This is a genomic window from Lactobacillus taiwanensis DSM 21401 (assembly GCF_001436695.1).
Classification (GTDB): domain Bacteria; phylum Bacillota; class Bacilli; order Lactobacillales; family Lactobacillaceae; genus Lactobacillus; species Lactobacillus taiwanensis.
The window spans coordinates 32,982-51,396 of the sequence record NZ_AYZG01000023.1 but is presented as its reverse complement, the minus strand read 5'-3'; the positions used below and the strand labels follow the sequence as shown (position 1 = coordinate 51,396).

Genomic DNA, 18,415 nt, shown 5'->3' with positions numbered 1-18,415 from the left:
TTTTTTTTTTTTTTTATTATGCTAAAAGGTGTCAGGTTAATACAGCGTTATTTAATAAACGCCACTTATTTTAAAAGGAGGATTATTAAAATGAGTGAAGATATAAATTATAAATCACTATTCATTGGTGACAAATCAGAAAATGGGTCTACCTATCTTGACGAATTGACTAGATTGGTACAAAACCACTTAGGATGGAGAAAGAATTATATTCCTTCTGATATTCCTGCCATTACTGATAATGACGAAACAAAGAAAGAATATCAAGATTCATTGCGTCGCCAACATGAAGTATTGACTGAATTAGACCAAAGATTACGTCCAGGCACTATCCCATGGATGTCAGCTGGTCGTTATTGGGGACAAATGAACTCAGATACTTTAATGCCATCAATGTTAGCTTATTGCTACGCCATGCTATGGAATAGTAACAACGTTGCTTTGGAATCTTCAATGGCAACCTCAAAGATGGAAGCAGAAGTTGGGGAAGACTTCGCTAAGCTTTTTGATTATAAGCATGGCTGGGGTCACATTACTCATGATGGTTCAATGGCTAACCTTGAAGGTTTATGGTACGCTCGTCAATTTAAATCTATGCCTTTAGCTTTCAAAGAAGTTGTTCCAGATAAAGTAAAGGGTAAGAGCGAATGGGAATTGCTCAACATGTCCGTTGAAGACGTTTTGAAGATCCTTGCTACCCTTACACCTGAACAAATTGATGAAGTTAAAGCCCACTCTTCACGTAGTGGTAAAAACATTCAAAAATTAGGTAAGTTCATTGTTCCTTACACTAAGCACTATTCTTGGTTGAAGGCCTTAGATATTTCTGGAGTTGGCTTGGATCAAATGATTCAAATTCCTGTAAAGAGCGACTTCAGAATGGATATTGACAAGTTAGAAAGCACTATTAAGGATCTTGCTGCAAAGAAGATTCCAATCTTAGGTGTTGTAGCTGTTGTCGGTACTACTGAAGAAGGACAAGTTGATGAAGTAGATCGTATCGTTAAGTTCCGTAAAGAAATGGAAAAACAAGGCGTTTACTTCTATCTTCACGTTGATGCTGCTTACGGTGGTTATGGTCGTGCATTATTCAAGGATGAAAATGGAAACTTTGTAGAATACGATCAATTAGCTGATCTCTTAAAGAAACACCATGTATTCAATTACCCAGTTAGAATTTCTGAACATGTTTACCGTGGTTTTAAGGCTATTGAAGAGGCTGAATCAGTAACAGTTGATCCACACAAGATGGGTTATGTTCCATATTCAGCAGGTGGTATCGCCATTAAGTATCAAGCTATGCGTAACGTTATTTCTTACTTTGCTCCATATGTATTTGAAAAGAAGACAGCTTCTGCACCTGACATGTTAGGTTCATACATTATCGGTGGATCGAAAGCTGGTGCTACTGCAGCTGCCGTTTGGGCTGCACATCGTACTCTTCCATTGAATGTAACAGGATATGGACGTTTAGTTGGATCATCTATTGAAGCTGCTCAAAGATTCAGAAACTTCTTAAAGAAATTGAAGTTTAATGTAAAAGGCAAAGAAGTTGATGTTTATCCACTAGATAACCCTGACTTTAACATGGTTGATTGGGTATTAAAGATTAATGGTGAAACTAGTCTAGAAAAGACAAACGAATTAAACGAAAAAATGTTTGACTTCTCATCAATGTACGATAGTCACGTTTACTCAAATAGATTCCTTACCTCCCACACTATCTTTAGAAAAGATACATATGGCGATTCACCAGTTCCATTTATCGAAAAGATGGGCTTTACCAAAGATGAATGGAACAAAGTTGGTTCTGTAACCTTGTTACGTGCCGCTATTATGACTCCTTATCTAAATGACAATAAGCTATTTGACTTCTATTCAAAGGGAATAGCTAAATCTATGGAGAAGAAATTAAATGAAATTCTTTAATCTAAAGGAAGTATAGGTTATGAAAACTCAAACTTCAAAAGTAGGTCTAGGGACCTTCATTGGGATGACGGTGGCATTAGCCGCAAGTATCCGTAATATTCCTGATGTTGCCGGTAGTGGCTGGACAATGTTCTTCTACATGGGAGTAGCTACATTTCTATTCGCTTTACCTATTTGTTTAATATCCGGTGAATTTGGTAGTACTTTCCCTGAAAAAGGTGGTCCTGAGCTTTGGGTTAATAATTCATTAGGTCCAAGCTTCGGATTTGCAACCTCTTGGCTTCTTTGGGTACAAATGTTCCCTGGAATGGTTATGGTCGCTTCCGCACTACCTCCATTATTAGCAACGGCTATTAATCAAGATAAACTAGGCACTAATAACATATTTACTCTTATCGTTATTTTAGTAGTGTATTGGATTATTACATTTTTGAATATGAAATTCGACATGGCTAAGATTACTGGACAAATCGGTGCTTGGCTAGGAATCTATATTCCATTAGCTGTAATGACTATTCTTGGTATTTGCGCTGTAATCAAAAATGGCATTCAACCAGCTTCTATTTTAGGACATTTTAATGCCTCTAAATTAATTCCTGATCCAACTGATATGAAATCACTTCAATTCTTCTCCCCTATAATCTTTATTTTTACGGGAATTGAAATGTCTTCAGTCTACATTACTAGAATTAAAAAAGTATCTTACTACCCAATTGGTGTTTTGGTAACTTTAGTATTCATGTTCTTATTAAATACCGTAAATGGATTTCTAGAAAGTGCGGTAGTTCCATCTTCACAAATTGACTTAAACAATATCGTTCAACCAGTTATTGTTTTTGATAAAATTTTGGGCTTACCATCTTGGATTGCTAATATCTTTAGTATTCTAGTCTTCATTGGGGTAAGTGTTCAATTGTCTGCATGGGCATCCGGACCCGGAAAAACTATTATTTCAAGTGCACAAAAGGGATTATATCCACCAAAATTCAAATTCTGGAAGACAGACAAATTTGGTGATTCACATACCGTTCTCCTTACTCAAGCTACGATTATTTCCCTCTTTGCTTTAGTATATCTATTAATTCCTGGTATCAACGCTGCCTTTCTAGAATTAGTAAATGCTACGACAGTTCTATACTGTGTAGTATATGTATTTATGGCAATTGGATTTATTAAGTTAAGATTGCAAAAGCCTGACTTAAAGCGTCCATTTAAAGTCGGAAATACATTTGTTGCATGGATTGTTTCTATTGTATTGATTGCCACAATTATCATTGCTTTAATTGCTACTTTCGCAGTTGGTACTTTAAGCAATTTCATTATTGTAGCAATTATCAGTATTGTCTTAACACTTTTACCATTCTGGTTCGTTAAGATTAGAAAAGATTCATGGACAAGTGAAGTTAAAGATTTAATGGCTAAAGAAAATAGCGCTTCTAAGCACTAATATTAGTTTTATACTTTAATAAAAATACTACTTACTCATATAAATAGTTAATTAAAAACATACTTTGATATCAAAATACTATCATTAAGTTAAGACATTATTTTGAATTGAAGTATGTTTTTTCGTATCAATTTGATGCTTACAAAATCTATTACTTGTTATTTTTCATCTTTTATTTAATTTTATAACACCGCTTCTATATTAATATATGATGTAATACGGTAATGTTTTCTTATAATTGCATGTATATATAATTATAGCTACTTATTTAAATAACACTATAAGTCTTTTCATTTGCTTTTTTTATTTCTAACTTCTAACCTAAGAGACGAATAGATAATTATTATTTTAACTTGCAAGTCGTTATATAAATATCTATTTGTTTTATTAACTTTCTATTTTGATGAAAACTCATGTGAACTAATCTCTTTCATTAATAACAGATGTTGCTAATGAAAGAGATTCACAAGCCTACCATCTTTTTAGTTAGTTTCTTTTGCCTTTTTAGAAGGAGTGGGTATTTTCATGGAAGACAATAAAACTCAACAGAAAAAGACCTATATATCTATCCTTGCCCTAACAATGATGAATGTTTCCATAGTTGCCGGAATCGCAAACGATGTTCAGCAATCATTCTATGGACTTGCATCAGTAACGTACTTCGCAATCGGAGCTATTTGTTTCTTCATCCCAACTGCTTTAGTTGCGGCTGAACTAGCTTCTGGTTGGAGTAACCGCGGAGGAATTTTCCGCTGGGTTGGTGAAGGTTTAGGTAAAGGCTGGGGACTAACCTGTTTACTTATCCTGTGGTTCCAATTAATTTTGAACTTTGGGATGGGGATGCCAAGCTTTACAGCAACCATCATGTTTTATACACCAAACTATGATGCGGCTGTAAAATTCGCTCAAGCACCACAACACGAATTGCTGATCATGACAGGTTGGGTCATTTTCTATTGGATCCTTACTTATTTAGCTACTAAAGGTGTTAAGGCCTTTTCTAACATCGCTAAATACGGTGTTATTATCGGAAGTCTTATTCCTTTAGCCGTTATGATTATTTTAGCTATTGTTTGGGTAGCTCAGGGGCATCAACCTGTTATTCCAATGACACCGAAGGGATTAATTCCTAAGTGGAATGGAATGAGTACATTAGCATTAGCTGCCGGAGTATTCTTCTCATACACCGGTATTGATACTAACGCCGCTCACATTAAGCAATTGAAGCATCCTGAAAAAGATTTCACTAAAGCAATGTTTATCTCAATTATTCTTGCTTTCTTAATCTTTGTTGTTGGTACTGTAATCATTGCAATGATTATTCCTGAAAAACAAATTAATGTTTTATACACTCTCTACTCTGTATTCAGGGTTTTAGGATCAACAATTGGTATGCCTTGGTTGTACATGGTTCTTGTTTGGGCCTTACTATTCAATACTATTGCGATGGTTGTAACTAATATGGCAGGTCCTTCATTTATGTTAGGCCAAGTTGGAGGAAGTGGATTTTTACCACACTGGTTCCAACAAAACAATAAACATAACATGCCTGCACATTTAATGTATACGCAAATCGCTGGAATGACGATTGTTGCCTATCTAGTTAAATTAATTCCAAATGTTGAAGGATTTGTTATTCTAGTTACTCAAACAATCACTGTTCTGTACATGTTTTATTACATTTTAATGTTTACAGCTTTCTTGCGTTTACGTTATGACCAACCTAACCGTCCTCGTTCATTTAAAGTTCCCGGTGGTAGTTTTGGTGCTTGGCTTGTCGCAGGAGTAGGTATAATTTCATCCGTTTTCGGGATTGTTCTTGCTATCTATCCTCCAGCACAAGTTAAATCAGAAGTTGGTTCATCAACAGTTTATATTTCTGTTATTTTAGCTTTAGTCGCTGTCGTTTTAATCGTTTGTTTTGTCTTATATCAACTTTCTAAGAAACACCCAGAGTGGGTAAATCCGAACAATAAATTTGCTCCGTTTACTTGGGAAATTGAAGGACTTAAGAAACCTGGAAAGGCTTTATCAAACGTTCCAACAACTGTTATGTCTAAAGATCAAAATCCAATGGGTATGCCAATTAAGCGCCCATATAAGCCAAATGAACAAGTTTCTGATGACGTTGTTAAAGCAGATGAAAACAATGAGATTTCAACTGATAAAAGTTAAATAAATTATCGATTTAAAGAAAAGAGATTAATTATGGTACAAATTGATAATGAAGATTTAAAACAAGTTAGATCAGAATTTTTAGATACACCAAAGTATCGTAATACACAAAATGCCGTAATGAAAAACGGTATTAAGAAGTCAATCACAAATCAAAGTGTAGTTAATAGTGCACCATTTGTATTTTCAATTGATGTTGATTCAAATCATGTTCTAAATCAAAAACAATCCGGTCGTTGCTGGGATTTCTCTGGTTTAAACTTTATTCGCTATCACATTGAAAAAGATCATCATATAAAAAATATGGACTTATCAGGGAGCTATGTTTACTTCTATGATAAGTTAGAAAAAGCTAATTATTTCTACCAAAACATTATTAACACAGCTGATCGTCCATTATCAGACCGTCTAGTTAACTGGTTACTTACTACCCCTCAACAAGATGGTGGTGACTGGCAACTATTAGTAGACTTAATTGAAAAATACGGTATTGTTCCAATGGAAGCCTACCCAGAAACTGCTGCTAGTGCTAACTCACAAGAATTAAACCGTATGTTTAACAGAAAGTTACAAAAAGACGCTATGAAGTTACGTGATTTAGCTAATAGCGACGCATCTGATGAAAAGATGAAGAGTGTTCTTCACCACTTAAATGCAGAAAACTACCGTGTATTAGCTATTTCATTAGGTACTCCTCCAGACAAATTCACCTACGAATATCGTGATGAAAACAATGAATATCATACTACTGGTCAAGTTACACCAATAGAATTCTTCAAGAAGTTTGTTAACATCAACTTTGATGATTATGTTGAACTAATGAACTTACCAGGTGAAAATTATCCATACAATACTCCATTTGGCGTTGAAATCTCTGGCAATATGGTTGGTGGTCAACCAAGTCGTTACTTCAACGTTTCAATGAAAGATATGGAAAAGACTGCTCTTGAACAATTAAAGGATGACGAACCTGTATGGTTTGGTTGTGACGTCCTACAAGAATGGGCTCCAGATGCTGGTTTACTTGATGTTAATGTTTACGACTGGGATCGTTCATTTGGTATTAAGTTAGGTACTGATAAGACTAAGAGATTTGAATATCGTGAAAGTTTGCCAACTCATGCAATGCTTATTTCTGGTGTTGACATGCGTGATGACAAGCCAATAAGATGGAAGATTCAAAACTCTTGGGGCACTAAGCCAGGTCACAAAGGCTACTTTATTATGGGCAACGATTGGATGGAACAATATACCTACGAAACTGTTGTCAACAAGAAGTACTTAACTGATGAACAACTTGCTGCATATGAAAAAGAACCTGTAATGCTTCCATACTGGAACGCAATGAACCCAATTTAAAGAATACTATTTCTTTAATCTTTAGAAAGGACGATTATATATGGCATGTACCACTGTTATAGTTGGTAAAAAAGCCAATATTGCCGGTTCTACAATCATTGCTCGTAATTGCGATGCCGAGGTTTGTAATGTACCAGTAAAGTTTGTAGTTGTTCCTGCCAAATCAGAAAAACAAACTTTCCATTCATATGTTACAGGCTTAGATATTCCTCTACCTGAAAATGCACTTCGCTATCAAATGGCACCTTTTGTTGATTACAAAATTCATGGTCAATTTGGTGAGTGTGGCATTAATAGTGAAAATGTAGCCATGAGTTCAACAGAAAGCTTATATGGTAATCCACAAGTTTTAGGATTAGACCCACTTGTAAGTAATGGAATTGGTGAAGATGCGCTTTTAAGCATTGTATTACCTTTCATTCATTCTGCGCGTGATGGTGTCCAATATCTTGGTAAACTAATTGAAAAATATGGTTCACACGAAGGAAATGGAATTGCCTTTAGTGACAAAGATGAAGTTTGGTACATGGAAATTCCAACCGGTCACTATTGGGTTGCTGAAAAACTTGATGATGACAAAGCGGCTGTAATTGCTAATCAAGTTTCACTTCAAGATATTGACTTTGATGATAGTAGTCGTTTTATGTGGGCTCCTGCCATTAGAGAGTTTGTAGACAGTAACAACCTTAACCCTGATCCTAATGAATTTAATTTTCGCCATATTTTTGGCACGTCTAATGCACGTGATCGTTGCTACAACACTCCACGCGTTTGGTTTGGTCAACGCTACTTGGGTCATATTGCTTTCTCACCTACTAGCAACAATTTAGACTTTAGTTTTAAACCAAATCGTAAATTAAAGCGTGAAGATGTCGGCTATGTTCTTAGTTCTCATTACAATGAAACTATTTATGATCCTTTAGCAGATGACACGCCAAAAGATGACAGAACTAAATTCCGTCCAATTTCTATGGCAAGATGTGCAGAATCACATATTCTAGAAATTCGAAATAAAGTACCAGCTGGAATTGCTGGAATTGCTTGGTTTAATTTTGCTCCAACGGCCTTTAATCCATATGTGCCATTTTATGCTAATGCAAATGGTACGGCTCCTCAGTACGAAAATACAACTGATGCATATAGTCCTGAAGAAGCTTATTGGTTATCGAGAACTGTAGCTGCTTTAATTCAACCAAGCTATAATGAAATGAAATCTCTATTAAGTGGCTTAGATGGTTTCTTGCCTACTGCTGATCAACTTACTCATCATTTAGTCCATGTAACTGATGAGAAAGCTGAAAAGTTAAGTGGACAAAAGCTAACTCAATATCTAACTAAGGCTAATGCAGCTAATGCACAAAAGGTTCTTGACCTTACACATAAAACTGTAGGAGATTTAGTGAAACGTGAATTAACTTTATCTCGTTTAAGTTTTTCAATTAATACTGATCGTTTACAAAATTAATTTAATAAAAGCTAGGTGACTCTCACCTAGCTTTTTTCTTTAACGTATGTTATTTAGGAGATGTTAACAATGATGGAAGATGCAAAGGAAAAGGATAAAAAGTCTGTCAAACAGATTTATATTTCCATCCTTGCTCTCACCCTAATGAACGTTACCATTATTGCCGGTATTGGTAATGACGTTCAGCAAGCCTTCTATGGTTTAGCTTCCGTTACCTATTTCGCTATTGGTGCTATTTGTTTCTTCATTCCTACAGCTTTAGTAGCTGCCGAACTAGCATCTGGCTGGAGTAATCGTGGTGGTATCTTTCGATGGGTTGGTGAAGGTTTAGGCAAAGGCTGGGCACTAACCTGTTTATTAATTCTATGGTTCCAAACAATGATTAACTTTGGGATGGGGATGCCTAGTTATGCTGCAACAATTATGTTCTATACACCAATGTATAATAAAGCGGTTCAATTCGCTCAACACCCACAACATGAAGTATTAATCATGACAGGATTCATTATTTTATATTGGGTACTAACTTTTGTTGCCACTAAGGGAGTTAAAGCATTCAGTAGTGTTGCTAAATATGGTGTTTTAATTGGTACCTTTATTCCCTTAGCTTTAATGGTTATTTTAACCATTGTTTGGTTGTGTCAAGGACACGCTCCTGCCATTCCAATGACACCAAAAGGATTAATTCCTAAGTGGAATGGAATGAGCACTTTAGCCTTAGCAGCCGGAGTATTCTTCTCATACACCGGTATTGATATGAATGCCGCTCACATCAAACAATTAAGACATCCTGAAAAGGATTTCACAACGGCAATGTTCTTCTCTATTATCTTAGTATTCTTAATCTTCGTTGTTGGTACTGTAATCATTGCAATGGTTGTTCCAGAAAAGCAGATTAATGTTATTTATACTTTGAACACAGTATTCAGAACACTTGGTGCCACAATTGGAATCCCATGGTTATATATGGTTCTTGTTTGGGCTGGATTATGTAATGTTTTAGCCAGTGTTATTACTAACATGGCTGGTCCTTCATTTATGCTAGGACAAGCTGGTGGTTCTGGATTTTTGCCAAAGTGGTTCCAGGAAAAGAACAAACATCAAATGCCTGCTCATCTAATGTACACTCAAATTGCAGGGATGACGATAATTGCCTACTTGGTTAAATTACTTCCAAATGTTGAAGGTTTCGTCATTATGTTAACTCAGACCATCACAGTTCTTTACATGTTCTACTACATCTTAATGTTCATCACATTTTTAAGATTAAGATACGATCAACCTAACCGCCCTCGCCCATTTAAAGTTCCAGGTGGCAAAGTTGGGGCATGGATTGTTGCTGGTCTTGGTTTAATCTCTAGTGTATTCGGTATTGTATTAGCCATCTATCCACCAGCACAAGTTAAAGCCGAAGTTGGCTCCCCTGTTACTTATGTTGTAACTATTTGTATTTTGGTAGCACTTATTTTAGCTATTTGCTTTATTATGTATCAACTATCAAAGAAGCACCCCGAATGGGTTGATCCACACAACAAATTTGCTCCATTTACTTGGGAAATTGAAGGACTTAAGAAACCTGGAAAGGCTTTATCAAACGTTCCAACAACTGTTATGTCTAAAGATCAAAATCCAATGGGTATGCCAATTAAGCGCCACTATGGTCCAGACGAGCAAGCTGCAGCTAAATTAGTCAAAGAAGCTAATGAGAATAAACTTACCCCTACTGACAATTAATTTTTATTAGAAAAGAGATAATATTATGTCAGAAATTAATCCTACTGATTTAAAAACTATTAGATCAGATTTTCTTGATAATCAAAGATACCGTGTTACTCAAAATGCAGTTATGAAAAATGGTATTAAAAATTCCATTACTAATCAACGTGCTATTGATAATAGCAGTTTTGCATTCTCAGTTGATGTTGACTCTAACAAAGTAATGAATCAAAAGCATTCCGGCCGTTGCTGGATGTTTAGTGGTTTAAACTTTGTTCGTTTCTTAATTGAAAAGCACCATAATTTAAAAGATATGGAGCTCTCTCCTGATTATCTATTCTTCTATGACAAGTTAGAACGTGGTAATTACTTCTATAACAACATTGTAAAAACTGCTACTAAACCTCTTTCTGATCGTGAAGTCATGTTTTTACTTGCTACGCCACAAGAAGATGGTGGTGATTGGAATTTCTTAATTAATTTAATTGAAAAATATGGACTTGTTCCTAATGACTTAATGCCTGAAACCACACCAGCCTGGAATACAACTGAGCTTAATCAGATGTACAACAGAAAACTGGATAAAGATGCAATGAAGTTGCGCGACCTTGTTAACAATGAAGCTTCCGACACTAAAATTAAAAGCGTAATCCGTCAAATGAATCAAGAAAACTATCGGATCTTAAGCATTTGTTTTGGTACTCCTCCAGAGCACTTTACTTATGAATATCGTGATAAAAATAATAACTACCACACAACTGGTAGAATTACACCACTTGAATTTTATAAGAAGTTTTCTGATATTAACTTAAATGATTACATTGAACTTATGAATTTACCTGGTGGTGGCTACAAGTTTAATCAAACTTATACAATTGATCTATGTAATAACGTTATTGGCGGAAAAAATAGTCATTACTTAAATGTTCCAATGCATGATATGAGACGGATGGCTATTAATCAACTAAAAGATGGCGATCCAGTTTGGTTTGCCTGCGATGTTTTACAAGAATGGAATAACCCAGCTGGTTTACTTTCACTAGGTGTTTATGACTGGAAACGTTCATTTGGAATTACTTTGGGTAAAGATAAAGCCAATAGAGTTCAATATCGTGAAAGCATGCCAACTCATGCAATGCTAATTTGTGGTGTTGATTTACAAGACGATGAGCCAACTAAGTGGAAAGTTCAAAACTCATGGGGCAATAAACCAGGACACAAGGGATACTTCATTATGGATAATCCTTGGATGGACCAATACACTTATAATACTGTAGTAAATAAGAAGTATTTATCAGCTACGGAATTAAAGTCCTATCAAGAAACTACCCCTATTACTCTTCCTTATTGGACAGCCATGTTATCTGATTAGTTTCTAATTAATTAAAATGAAGGTGAATGCTATGGTATTAACAGATGCGCAAAACAAAATCGTTGCAAAAGCTACTAAAAAAGATGTTAATGGTTGGCATTATTTAACAGTTCAAGGTGACCCTTATGAAATTGGTTTTCAACATGGATACCTTCTAACTGATGAATTTAGAGATGCAATTCGGGTTTATACACATATGACTCTTGAATTATATGGAATGGATTATTCCTTCTTTGTAGAACAAGCTGTCAAAATGCATAAAGATAAAATTCCTGAAGAATATTTAGAAGAAATGCAAGGAATGGCGGATGGCTTCACTGCCAATGGCTTTGAAACCAGTGTTGATGACATTATTGGCTGGAATGATTGGATGGAACTAACAGGCTATTGGTGGCCGCAAGTTGCAGCTAACTATTCCAATAATCCACCACAAGGTCCACGTGGTTCTCACTGCTCTGGATTCGTTGCAACAGGATCAGCTACTAAAGATGGTAAACCAGTAATTGCTCATGAAAGTTTTGATGATTTCTGGAGCGGTCAGTACTTTAACGTCTGTGAAGAGGTTCATCCAACTAATGGCCATGCATTTAAGATGCAAACTGTTCCAGGCTATCTTGATTCAATGACCGACTTCTATGTAACGGATGCTGGCCTTGGAATTACCGAAACCACTATTGCTGGGTTCGTCGGTTACGACGTAAATGGAATCCCAGAATTTATTAGAGCTCGTAAAGCTACTCAATATGCGAATAATATCGATCAATGGGTAAAATTAGTAAATGAAGGAAATAATGGCGGTTACGCAAATATTTGGCTTCTTTGCAATATCAATACTGGTGAGATTGCTCGTTATGAACAAGGTTTAAAGCATCAGGAATTACTCGAATCAACTGACGGGTTCTATTATGGCTGTAATGCTTGTCACAACCCACGTATTCGTAACCTTGAGTGTGTTGACAATGGCTATAACGACACTCGTCAACAAACTGGTGCTCGTAGAGCACGCTTTGAAGAATTATTACCTGAAGTATCTGGTACGATTGATGATGGAGTTGCCAAGAAGATCTTAGCGGACAAGTACGATCCATACTTAGGATATCAATGTGCTTCTTCACGTAATATTTGTGCTCATTATGACGTTGACCCACAATACTATGCTGACGATCCACATGGCGTCTGGAATGTACCTTTCTTCCCAGGTGGTTCATGTGATGGTAAATGTGCAGATGCTACTGATATTCAAAACCTGAATATGTGGGGTATCTTCGGCCGAGCTGATGGTGAACCATTTGATGCAAAAGACTTTATGAAGCAACATCCTGAATGGAATTGGCAAAAAGGTTATCTCTATGATAGACCAAGTCAGCCATGGACACTATTTGACTAGATAAGTTCAACTAACCTAATCAAAAATAAAATTATAAAAACTACTCATAGAAATAGGGTTAAGCATTATGCTTAACCCTATTTTGTTATTTATCTGTCTACTATTTGTTTAAGTTTTTCAAAAACAAATTGCATTACACCAACCCAAGTTAAGGCAATTGCTACTGAACCGCAAACATCGGATGGATAGTGAGCATAGACATATACTCTAGAAATCATTACGATGACTAACCAAACAATCAATAGAAAATCAATCCAAAAACGTTTAGTTCTATCTTTCAAAACTACTGGTAAAAGCACCATAATGATCCAAATAACAATCATTCCCATACCTAAAGTATGACCACTAGGAAAACTAAATCCATCATCAACTGCTAAGTGTTGTACAGGACGAGCTCTTTGAATCAAGTGCTTAATTATCCAACCTACTGCATCTCCAGTAATCATCGTTAAAACTAAATTAGTCGCAAGAGGACGTTGCTTTCTAAACCACAAGATTACTGCAATTAATACCATCCAGATCAAGTCAACTTTGGTATCTGCTAAAAATGTAATCTTTAGCATCAATCCCTTTAAATTAGGGACAATATGAACTAATCCTTCAAAGAAATTATCAAAGGCATTAATCCAACCTAAGTGTAAAATAATCGAAATGGCGAGAATCAAACTAATGGGTAAGCCCCAATATATCGCTTTTGAATATCTTTTCATTTTTACTCCTGTTTTCAATAATGTTTTTTATTATTTTACCACTATGAGCTTAAAAATCATTGGTCATAGTTGAAAATCATCATAAATTAATTAAAGAAAAGCAGCTAGTGAGTACCAGGCACTAACTCCAATCATCGTCACTTAAGACGACTGTTGAGTTTAGCTAATCCTTGTGATTAGCTTTTTTTATTATTGCTATTAAAAAAGTAGAATATTCACTAATTATCTAGTAAATATCCTACTTTTTCTTTATCGTTAATTTAATCTTTAATAGTCAATGGCTTAAGTTGAGCTTCAATTTCATCTAAACCAACGCCCGCTTGAATTAAAGAAGCAGCAGTATAGGCTCCTTCAATTAAAGCAGTGTCATATAAATGAACTTTTTTATTACTCATTTCCATTGCCATTTCAAGGTTCATCTTAGCACTACCTAAATCATAAAAGGCTAAAATGTTGTCAGCTTCATTATCATCAAAAGCCTGCATGATCTTTTCCATACTTGTTCCAATATCGCCATCGTTAGTACCACCTGCAGTAGTAATCGAAACATCGCCTGCTACTTGCTTTAATAACTTAGGTAATCCTTCCGCAATTTCTGGAACATGAGAAACTATCGTAATACCTAGACTCATAGTAAACCCTCCGTTTCAAGCAGAGCTTCAAATAAATATCCACTTGATTCAGAACCTGGATCAACATGCCCTTTTGAACGCTCGCCTAAATAACTTGCACGTCCCTTTTTGGCTACCATATCCTTGGTTGATTCAACGGCCCTTTCAATCTTATCTTTGGATAAAGTGCCGGCTTTTACTTCTGGTACCAATTCACTCCAAACATCGACCATCGTTTTATCTCCTGGCTTTGCACCGCCACGCTTTTGAATTCCAGCTAAAGCAGCTTTAAGAACCTCTCCTAGATCATCTGTTGAGCTACTCTTTTTAGCCATTTCTAGAAAAGCCGTCCCATATAACGGACCAGAAGCTCCACCGACGGTTGAAATTAAAGCCATCGCAATATTTTTGAAACCAGCTTGTAAATCGACAGGCTTTGTAGTTAATTTTTCTCTAACAGCCTCCATTCCTCGGCTCATATTAAATCCGTGATCTCCATCACCAATTGGTGTATCCAAATCACTTAAATATTGTTTATTTACCTCAATCTTATCAGCAAAATTATTCATCCAACTTGTTAACGTATCAACTGTTAATGTCATTTTTATTCCTTTCTACCAAGCAATAGTCTTAACTGGGAAGTTTAAGTAATCAAGCCACTTATCATCTTTAATCTCAAACAAAGTTAAAGAAATACCGGCCATATCAAGTGAAGTCATATAGTTTCCAACTTTCATAAAACTTGGCTTGATCTTAAATTCATCTAACTTATTTAAAACATCATTAGCAAAAATATATTGCTCCATCAAAGGAGTAGCACCCATCCCATTAACTAAGCAAGCATACTTTTTACTGCCATCAAGATGCATTTCATCGTTTAATTTACCAACAAGTTCTTCAACTAATTCCTTCGATGGTTTAATTTTTTCACGACGGTATCCCGGTTCACTGTGAATACCCACTCCATATTCGATTTCATCTTCCTTTAAGACAAAACCAGGTTTACCAACTTCCGGATTAGTAGCTGCAGAAAGTGCTACAGCAATTGTCTTAATATTTGGCAAAACTTTTTTAGCTAATTCTTCAATTTCATCTAAACTAGCACCTTGTTGGGCTGCTGCACCTAGAATCTTATGCATAAAAAGAGTTCCCGCAACTCCGCGACGTCCCTGAGTGTATAAACTATTTTCAACTGCAATATCATCATCAACTACAATTGATTTAACAGGAATATCATCCATATCGGCTAAATCCTTAGCCATATCAAAATTCATGATGTCACCAGAGTAATTTTTTACTACCATGAAGACACCTTGACCTTGATTAGCAGCCTTAATTGCCGCATAAATTTGATCAGGTGTAGGTGAAGTAAAGACTTGACCACAGATAGCAGCACTTAGCATCCCTTCACCAACATATCCGGCATGCGTTGGCTCATGCCCTGAACCTCCACCACTGATAATACCAACTTTTCCTTTCATAGATTCTTTATCAGACCGAACAACAGCTTCAGTATCTGGAATCTTTTCAATAAATTGAGGATATGAACGAGTCATTCCGGAAACCATTTCTGCAACAACATTGTGTGGATCATTAATAATCTTCTTCATTGTTTTTATCTCTTTTCTTTTTGAAACCACTTTCACAATATTATTATAACGTAATAGTGCCGATAAGTTTAATTTATTATTTGGAAAGAAAAAGCAGAACTATTTTTCATAGATCTGCTAAAATTACTATTTAAATTAATTCATATATTGAAAAAAGCTAAGCACTCACTATAAAAAATAGTGAAAATACTTAGCTTTTTTATACAAAATTTTTACCTAATCAAATATATCCAGCTCTAATCCATCAACAATATCTCTTAACAAGTCTAAGCCCGCGATACTGTTACCATCTTTATCTAAGGCTGGACTAAAGATTCCAATTCCATATTTATGAGGTGCAGCTGACATCAGACCACCACCAACACCACTTTTTGTTGGCACACCAATTAGTCGTGAATATGTTCCTGATTGATTATATAGGCCAGTCGTCATCATCAATGACTTGATACAACGAGCTTCTTCATCAGAAATAATACGTTTGTTATCCCATGGTTTTATACCGCCATTAGCTAAAACAGCACCTAAATTTGCTAAAGAACGCGCAGTAACCATCATTGAACATTGCTTAAAGTAAGTATCAAGACTAGTTACTACATCCCCGAGCATCATGTTTTTAGATTCCATATAATATGCTAAAGACCGATCTAGATTGCCTGTTCTTCTTTCAGAATGATAAATTATTTGATCTAAATAAAGATCTGGGTCATTACAAATATCACGAGCAAAATCTAAGATTTCTTCAAATGTATCGTCACCCGTCTTGCTTACTACCATCGAAGTTGTAGCAATTGCTCCAGCATTAATAAAAGGATTCAACGGATACTTAGCTCTTTCAATTTCCATATTTAGAATTGAATTGAAAGCAAAGCCTGTTTGACGAGACCCTACATGTTTAAATACTTCTTGTATGCCCATCTTTTTAATAGCAAGCATTAAGGTAATCACCTTAGAAATACTTTCAATCGCAAAGCGTACTTCACTTTGGCCTGCTTCACCTACTTCACCATCTTCTAAATCATATAAAGCAACTCCGAGTTGCTTAGGATTAACTTCAGCTAAAGCTGGAATATAGCTAGCAACTTTTCCTTCTTTTTCTTTAGGTAAATTTTTCTTAACTAATTTTTCTAATTGAATCATAGCTATCTCTTTTCTATGAAAATACACTCTCACTTTAAGCATAGTCGATTCATTTGATTAGGTGAAATATTTGAGATTATAAAAAACATTATCTTAAAAAGAAATCTAAATTATATTCCTTCAATACCAAGCCTTTAAATTCAGCTTTTATAACAAATGGCATTAATGGCTGAATTTTTACAAATTTTTCATAAGTAAAACTAGAATCATAATAATTGATTATTGTTCCTATAGCTGTTCCATGACTCCCCACTATAATAGTCTTATTCAAGTTTTTCTCTATCTTCTAATCCTTTTACACTTTAGTGGACGCGTGGCACCAGTATGAATATCTATATTCGGTTGAGCATGTCTTACAAAGTATACAATCGTCATTTAAATTTATCCCTCAAATATTGTTCCTAATATCCCCAATAATAAGCTGAATCGGGATCTTCAGTTTGTTTCAAATACTCATCAAAATACGGAAGCGTATATTGTACTAGTCCATATCCGGCTGGGATTATCAATTTACGCTCAATAGCTCTTCTTCGATATTGAGCTACAAATACTTTATCTTTCCCTAAAATCTTTACTACATCTCGAAGTCGCTTATCTCCCCTAACTGCTAATAAATATTTTCGATCCCATTCAGATAGACCAATAAAGATTTTCTGATATGCATTGTCAAATAGTTGCAACTGAAATGGAATTGAAACTTTATCAAGATCTGCACTTTCGAGGATTTTTCCGTTTAGTTGATCAAACAATAAAAATCCCAATAATTGAAAGGCAAATGCATAACCACCTGTCATTTTCGCCATACGACTTGCTACACTCAAAGAGCAATTAAACACAGAACTATATGCCGCAATTATATCTGCCTTTTTTAACGGCAATGTGTGAATTTTTTCTGATCTAAGCAAAAATGTCAATTTATTCTGAGTTTGAATATCTAAAATCAAATCTGGAAGTCCAGTCATTAAAACGAAGATTGGTAAATTATCTCCCTTTAATTCATTGAAGACTTGTGCAAATTCTCTTACTGCTTCGGTATTAGTAATTTCATCAATTGTAACAACCACGTATTTATTTTGTCTTTTTACTTTTTCTAGTATTTTTTCTAAAACAATATCATATTCTGTTTCAGAACTGTTCAAATCGATATTAATTCCTTTTACAGTAATTGAATTAACATTATTTAAAGCTTTTTGAAAAGCAAATTCAGTCTTGATAGCTAACTTTTTTGTTAAACTTGCGACTAGGTTATCTTTATTAATAAGGTTAATCCGATAACAATTATCATCTTGATCCAATTTTTGAGCCACTGCATTTAAAAAGACAGTCTTCCCTGAACATCTAACGCCAGTAATAAAAAATGAACGGGCAAAATCACTAGTTTTAATTTTAGAAATTAAATCATTAATTGTAGTATCTGTATCAAGAAATATTTTAGGGACATCACCAAATGTCGGATTAAAAGGATTATTCACCTTAATGCCTCCTTTCATTTTTAAA

The 18,415-nt window shown here is 35.2% G+C and carries 15 protein-coding genes; 8 read left to right on the top strand and 7 right to left on the bottom strand.

Features of this window, described 5'->3' with window-relative positions:
- The first annotated feature begins 90 nt into the window (after nt 1-90).
- The 8 genes from tdc (at nt 91) to FD18_RS04555 (ending at nt 12,850) form a co-directional block, all read left to right on the top strand.
- Complete coding sequence (tdc, locus tag FD18_RS04590; protein ID WP_057718840.1) at nt 91-1,929, top strand: tyrosine decarboxylase; 1,839 nt, start codon at nt 91-93, stop codon at nt 1,927-1,929.
- A 19-nt stretch (nt 1,930-1,948) separates the two neighbouring features.
- Nucleotides 1,949-3,376, top strand: coding sequence for an amino acid permease (locus tag FD18_RS04585; RefSeq protein WP_057718839.1), 1,428 nt, complete (start codon nt 1,949-1,951; stop codon nt 3,374-3,376).
- Nucleotides 3,377-3,901: 525 nt separating this feature from the next.
- Nucleotides 3,902-5,551: an APC family permease gene (locus tag FD18_RS04580; protein ID WP_057718838.1), complete on the top strand. Its 1,650-nt coding sequence runs from the start codon at nt 3,902-3,904 to the stop codon at nt 5,549-5,551.
- 33 nt (nt 5,552-5,584) lie between these two features.
- On the top strand, nt 5,585-6,910 hold the full coding sequence (locus tag FD18_RS04575; RefSeq protein WP_057718837.1) for a C1 family peptidase: 1,326 nt from the start codon (nt 5,585-5,587) through the stop codon (nt 6,908-6,910).
- 40 nt (nt 6,911-6,950) lie between these two features.
- Nucleotides 6,951-8,375: a C69 family dipeptidase gene (locus tag FD18_RS04570; protein ID WP_057718836.1), complete on the top strand. Its 1,425-nt coding sequence runs from the start codon at nt 6,951-6,953 to the stop codon at nt 8,373-8,375.
- Between the two features lie 72 nt (nt 8,376-8,447).
- Nucleotides 8,448-10,109: an APC family permease gene (locus FD18_RS04565; RefSeq protein WP_057718845.1), complete on the top strand. Its 1,662-nt coding sequence runs from the start codon at nt 8,448-8,450 to the stop codon at nt 10,107-10,109.
- 25 nt (nt 10,110-10,134) lie between these two features.
- Nucleotides 10,135-11,463: a C1 family peptidase gene (locus FD18_RS04560; protein ID WP_057718835.1), complete on the top strand. Its 1,329-nt coding sequence runs from the start codon at nt 10,135-10,137 to the stop codon at nt 11,461-11,463.
- A gap of 31 nt (nt 11,464-11,494) precedes the next feature.
- On the top strand, nt 11,495-12,850 hold the full coding sequence (locus FD18_RS04555) for a C45 family autoproteolytic acyltransferase/hydrolase (RefSeq protein WP_057718834.1): 1,356 nt from the start codon (nt 11,495-11,497) through the stop codon (nt 12,848-12,850).
- Between the two features lie 89 nt (nt 12,851-12,939).
- Here the strand turns inward: FD18_RS04555 and FD18_RS04550 are convergent, their stop codons facing one another.
- The 7 genes from FD18_RS04550 to FD18_RS04520 all read right to left on the bottom strand — a co-directional run bounded on the left by FD18_RS04550 (nt 12,940) and on the right by FD18_RS04520 (nt 18,390).
- Nucleotides 12,940-13,560, bottom strand: coding sequence for a phosphatase PAP2 family protein (locus FD18_RS04550; protein WP_057718833.1), 621 nt, complete (start codon nt 13,558-13,560; stop codon nt 12,940-12,942).
- Nucleotides 13,561-13,820: 260 nt separating this feature from the next.
- Complete coding sequence (gene dhaM / locus FD18_RS04545) at nt 13,821-14,192, bottom strand: dihydroxyacetone kinase phosphoryl donor subunit DhaM (protein ID WP_057718832.1); 372 nt, start codon at nt 14,190-14,192, stop codon at nt 13,821-13,823.
- Nucleotides 14,189-14,773 (bottom strand): dihydroxyacetone kinase subunit DhaL, encoded by a 585-nt coding sequence (gene dhaL / locus FD18_RS04540; RefSeq protein WP_057718831.1) that lies wholly within the window; start codon nt 14,771-14,773, stop codon nt 14,189-14,191. Before dhaL ends, dhaM begins: the two co-directional genes overlap by 4 nt.
- 12 nt (nt 14,774-14,785) lie before the next feature.
- Nucleotides 14,786-15,781 carry a dihydroxyacetone kinase subunit DhaK gene (dhaK, locus tag FD18_RS04535; RefSeq protein ID WP_057718830.1) on the bottom strand — a complete coding sequence of 332 codons (996 nt, stop codon included), beginning with the start codon at nt 15,779-15,781 and terminating at the stop codon, nt 14,786-14,788.
- Nucleotides 15,782-15,997: 216 nt separating this feature from the next.
- Nucleotides 15,998-16,918: a glutaminase A gene (gene glsA / locus FD18_RS04530; protein WP_057718829.1), complete on the bottom strand. Its 921-nt coding sequence runs from the start codon at nt 16,916-16,918 to the stop codon at nt 15,998-16,000.
- An 88-nt stretch (nt 16,919-17,006) separates the two neighbouring features.
- A complete protein-coding gene (locus tag FD18_RS04525) occupies nt 17,007-17,189 on the bottom strand; it encodes a hypothetical protein (protein ID WP_200953882.1) in 183 nt (60 codons plus the stop codon).
- Between the two features lie 130 nt (nt 17,190-17,319).
- The gene (locus FD18_RS04520) at nt 17,320-18,390 is read right to left on the bottom strand and encodes a P-loop NTPase family protein (RefSeq protein ID WP_235499879.1); all 1,071 of its coding nucleotides are present in this window, start codon (nt 18,388-18,390) and stop codon (nt 17,320-17,322) included.
- Between the last annotated feature and the right edge of the window lie 25 nt (nt 18,391-18,415).

Excerpts from the sequence above, each read along its gene's own strand:
- FD18_RS04580 (WP_057718838.1), top strand. The coding sequence starts at position 3,902 with ATGGAAGACAATAAAACTCAACAGAAAAAGACCTATATATCTATCCTT.
- FD18_RS04555 (WP_057718834.1), top strand. The coding sequence starts at position 11,495 with ATGGTATTAACAGATGCGCAAAACAAAATCGTTGCAAAAGCTACTAAA.
- dhaK (WP_057718830.1), bottom strand. The coding sequence starts at position 15,781 with ATGAAGAAGATTATTAATGATCCACACAATGTTGTTGCAGAAATGGTT.
- FD18_RS04585 (WP_057718839.1), top strand. The coding sequence starts at position 1,949 with ATGAAAACTCAAACTTCAAAAGTAGGTCTAGGGACCTTCATTGGGATG.
- FD18_RS04550 (WP_057718833.1), bottom strand. The coding sequence starts at position 13,560 with ATGAAAAGATATTCAAAAGCGATATATTGGGGCTTACCCATTAGTTTG.
- dhaM (WP_057718832.1), bottom strand. The coding sequence starts at position 14,192 with ATGAGTCTAGGTATTACGATAGTTTCTCATGTTCCAGAAATTGCGGAA.
- tdc (WP_057718840.1), top strand. The coding sequence starts at position 91 with ATGAGTGAAGATATAAATTATAAATCACTATTCATTGGTGACAAATCA.
- dhaL (WP_057718831.1), bottom strand. The coding sequence starts at position 14,773 with ATGACATTAACAGTTGATACGTTAACAAGTTGGATGAATAATTTTGCT.
- FD18_RS04570 (WP_057718836.1), top strand. The coding sequence starts at position 6,951 with ATGGCATGTACCACTGTTATAGTTGGTAAAAAAGCCAATATTGCCGGT.
- glsA (WP_057718829.1), bottom strand. The coding sequence starts at position 16,918 with ATGATTCAATTAGAAAAATTAGTTAAGAAAAATTTACCTAAAGAAAAA.
- FD18_RS04560 (WP_057718835.1), top strand. The coding sequence starts at position 10,135 with ATGTCAGAAATTAATCCTACTGATTTAAAAACTATTAGATCAGATTTT.
- FD18_RS04565 (WP_057718845.1), top strand. The coding sequence starts at position 8,448 with ATGGAAGATGCAAAGGAAAAGGATAAAAAGTCTGTCAAACAGATTTAT.
- FD18_RS04575 (WP_057718837.1), top strand. The coding sequence starts at position 5,585 with ATGGTACAAATTGATAATGAAGATTTAAAACAAGTTAGATCAGAATTT.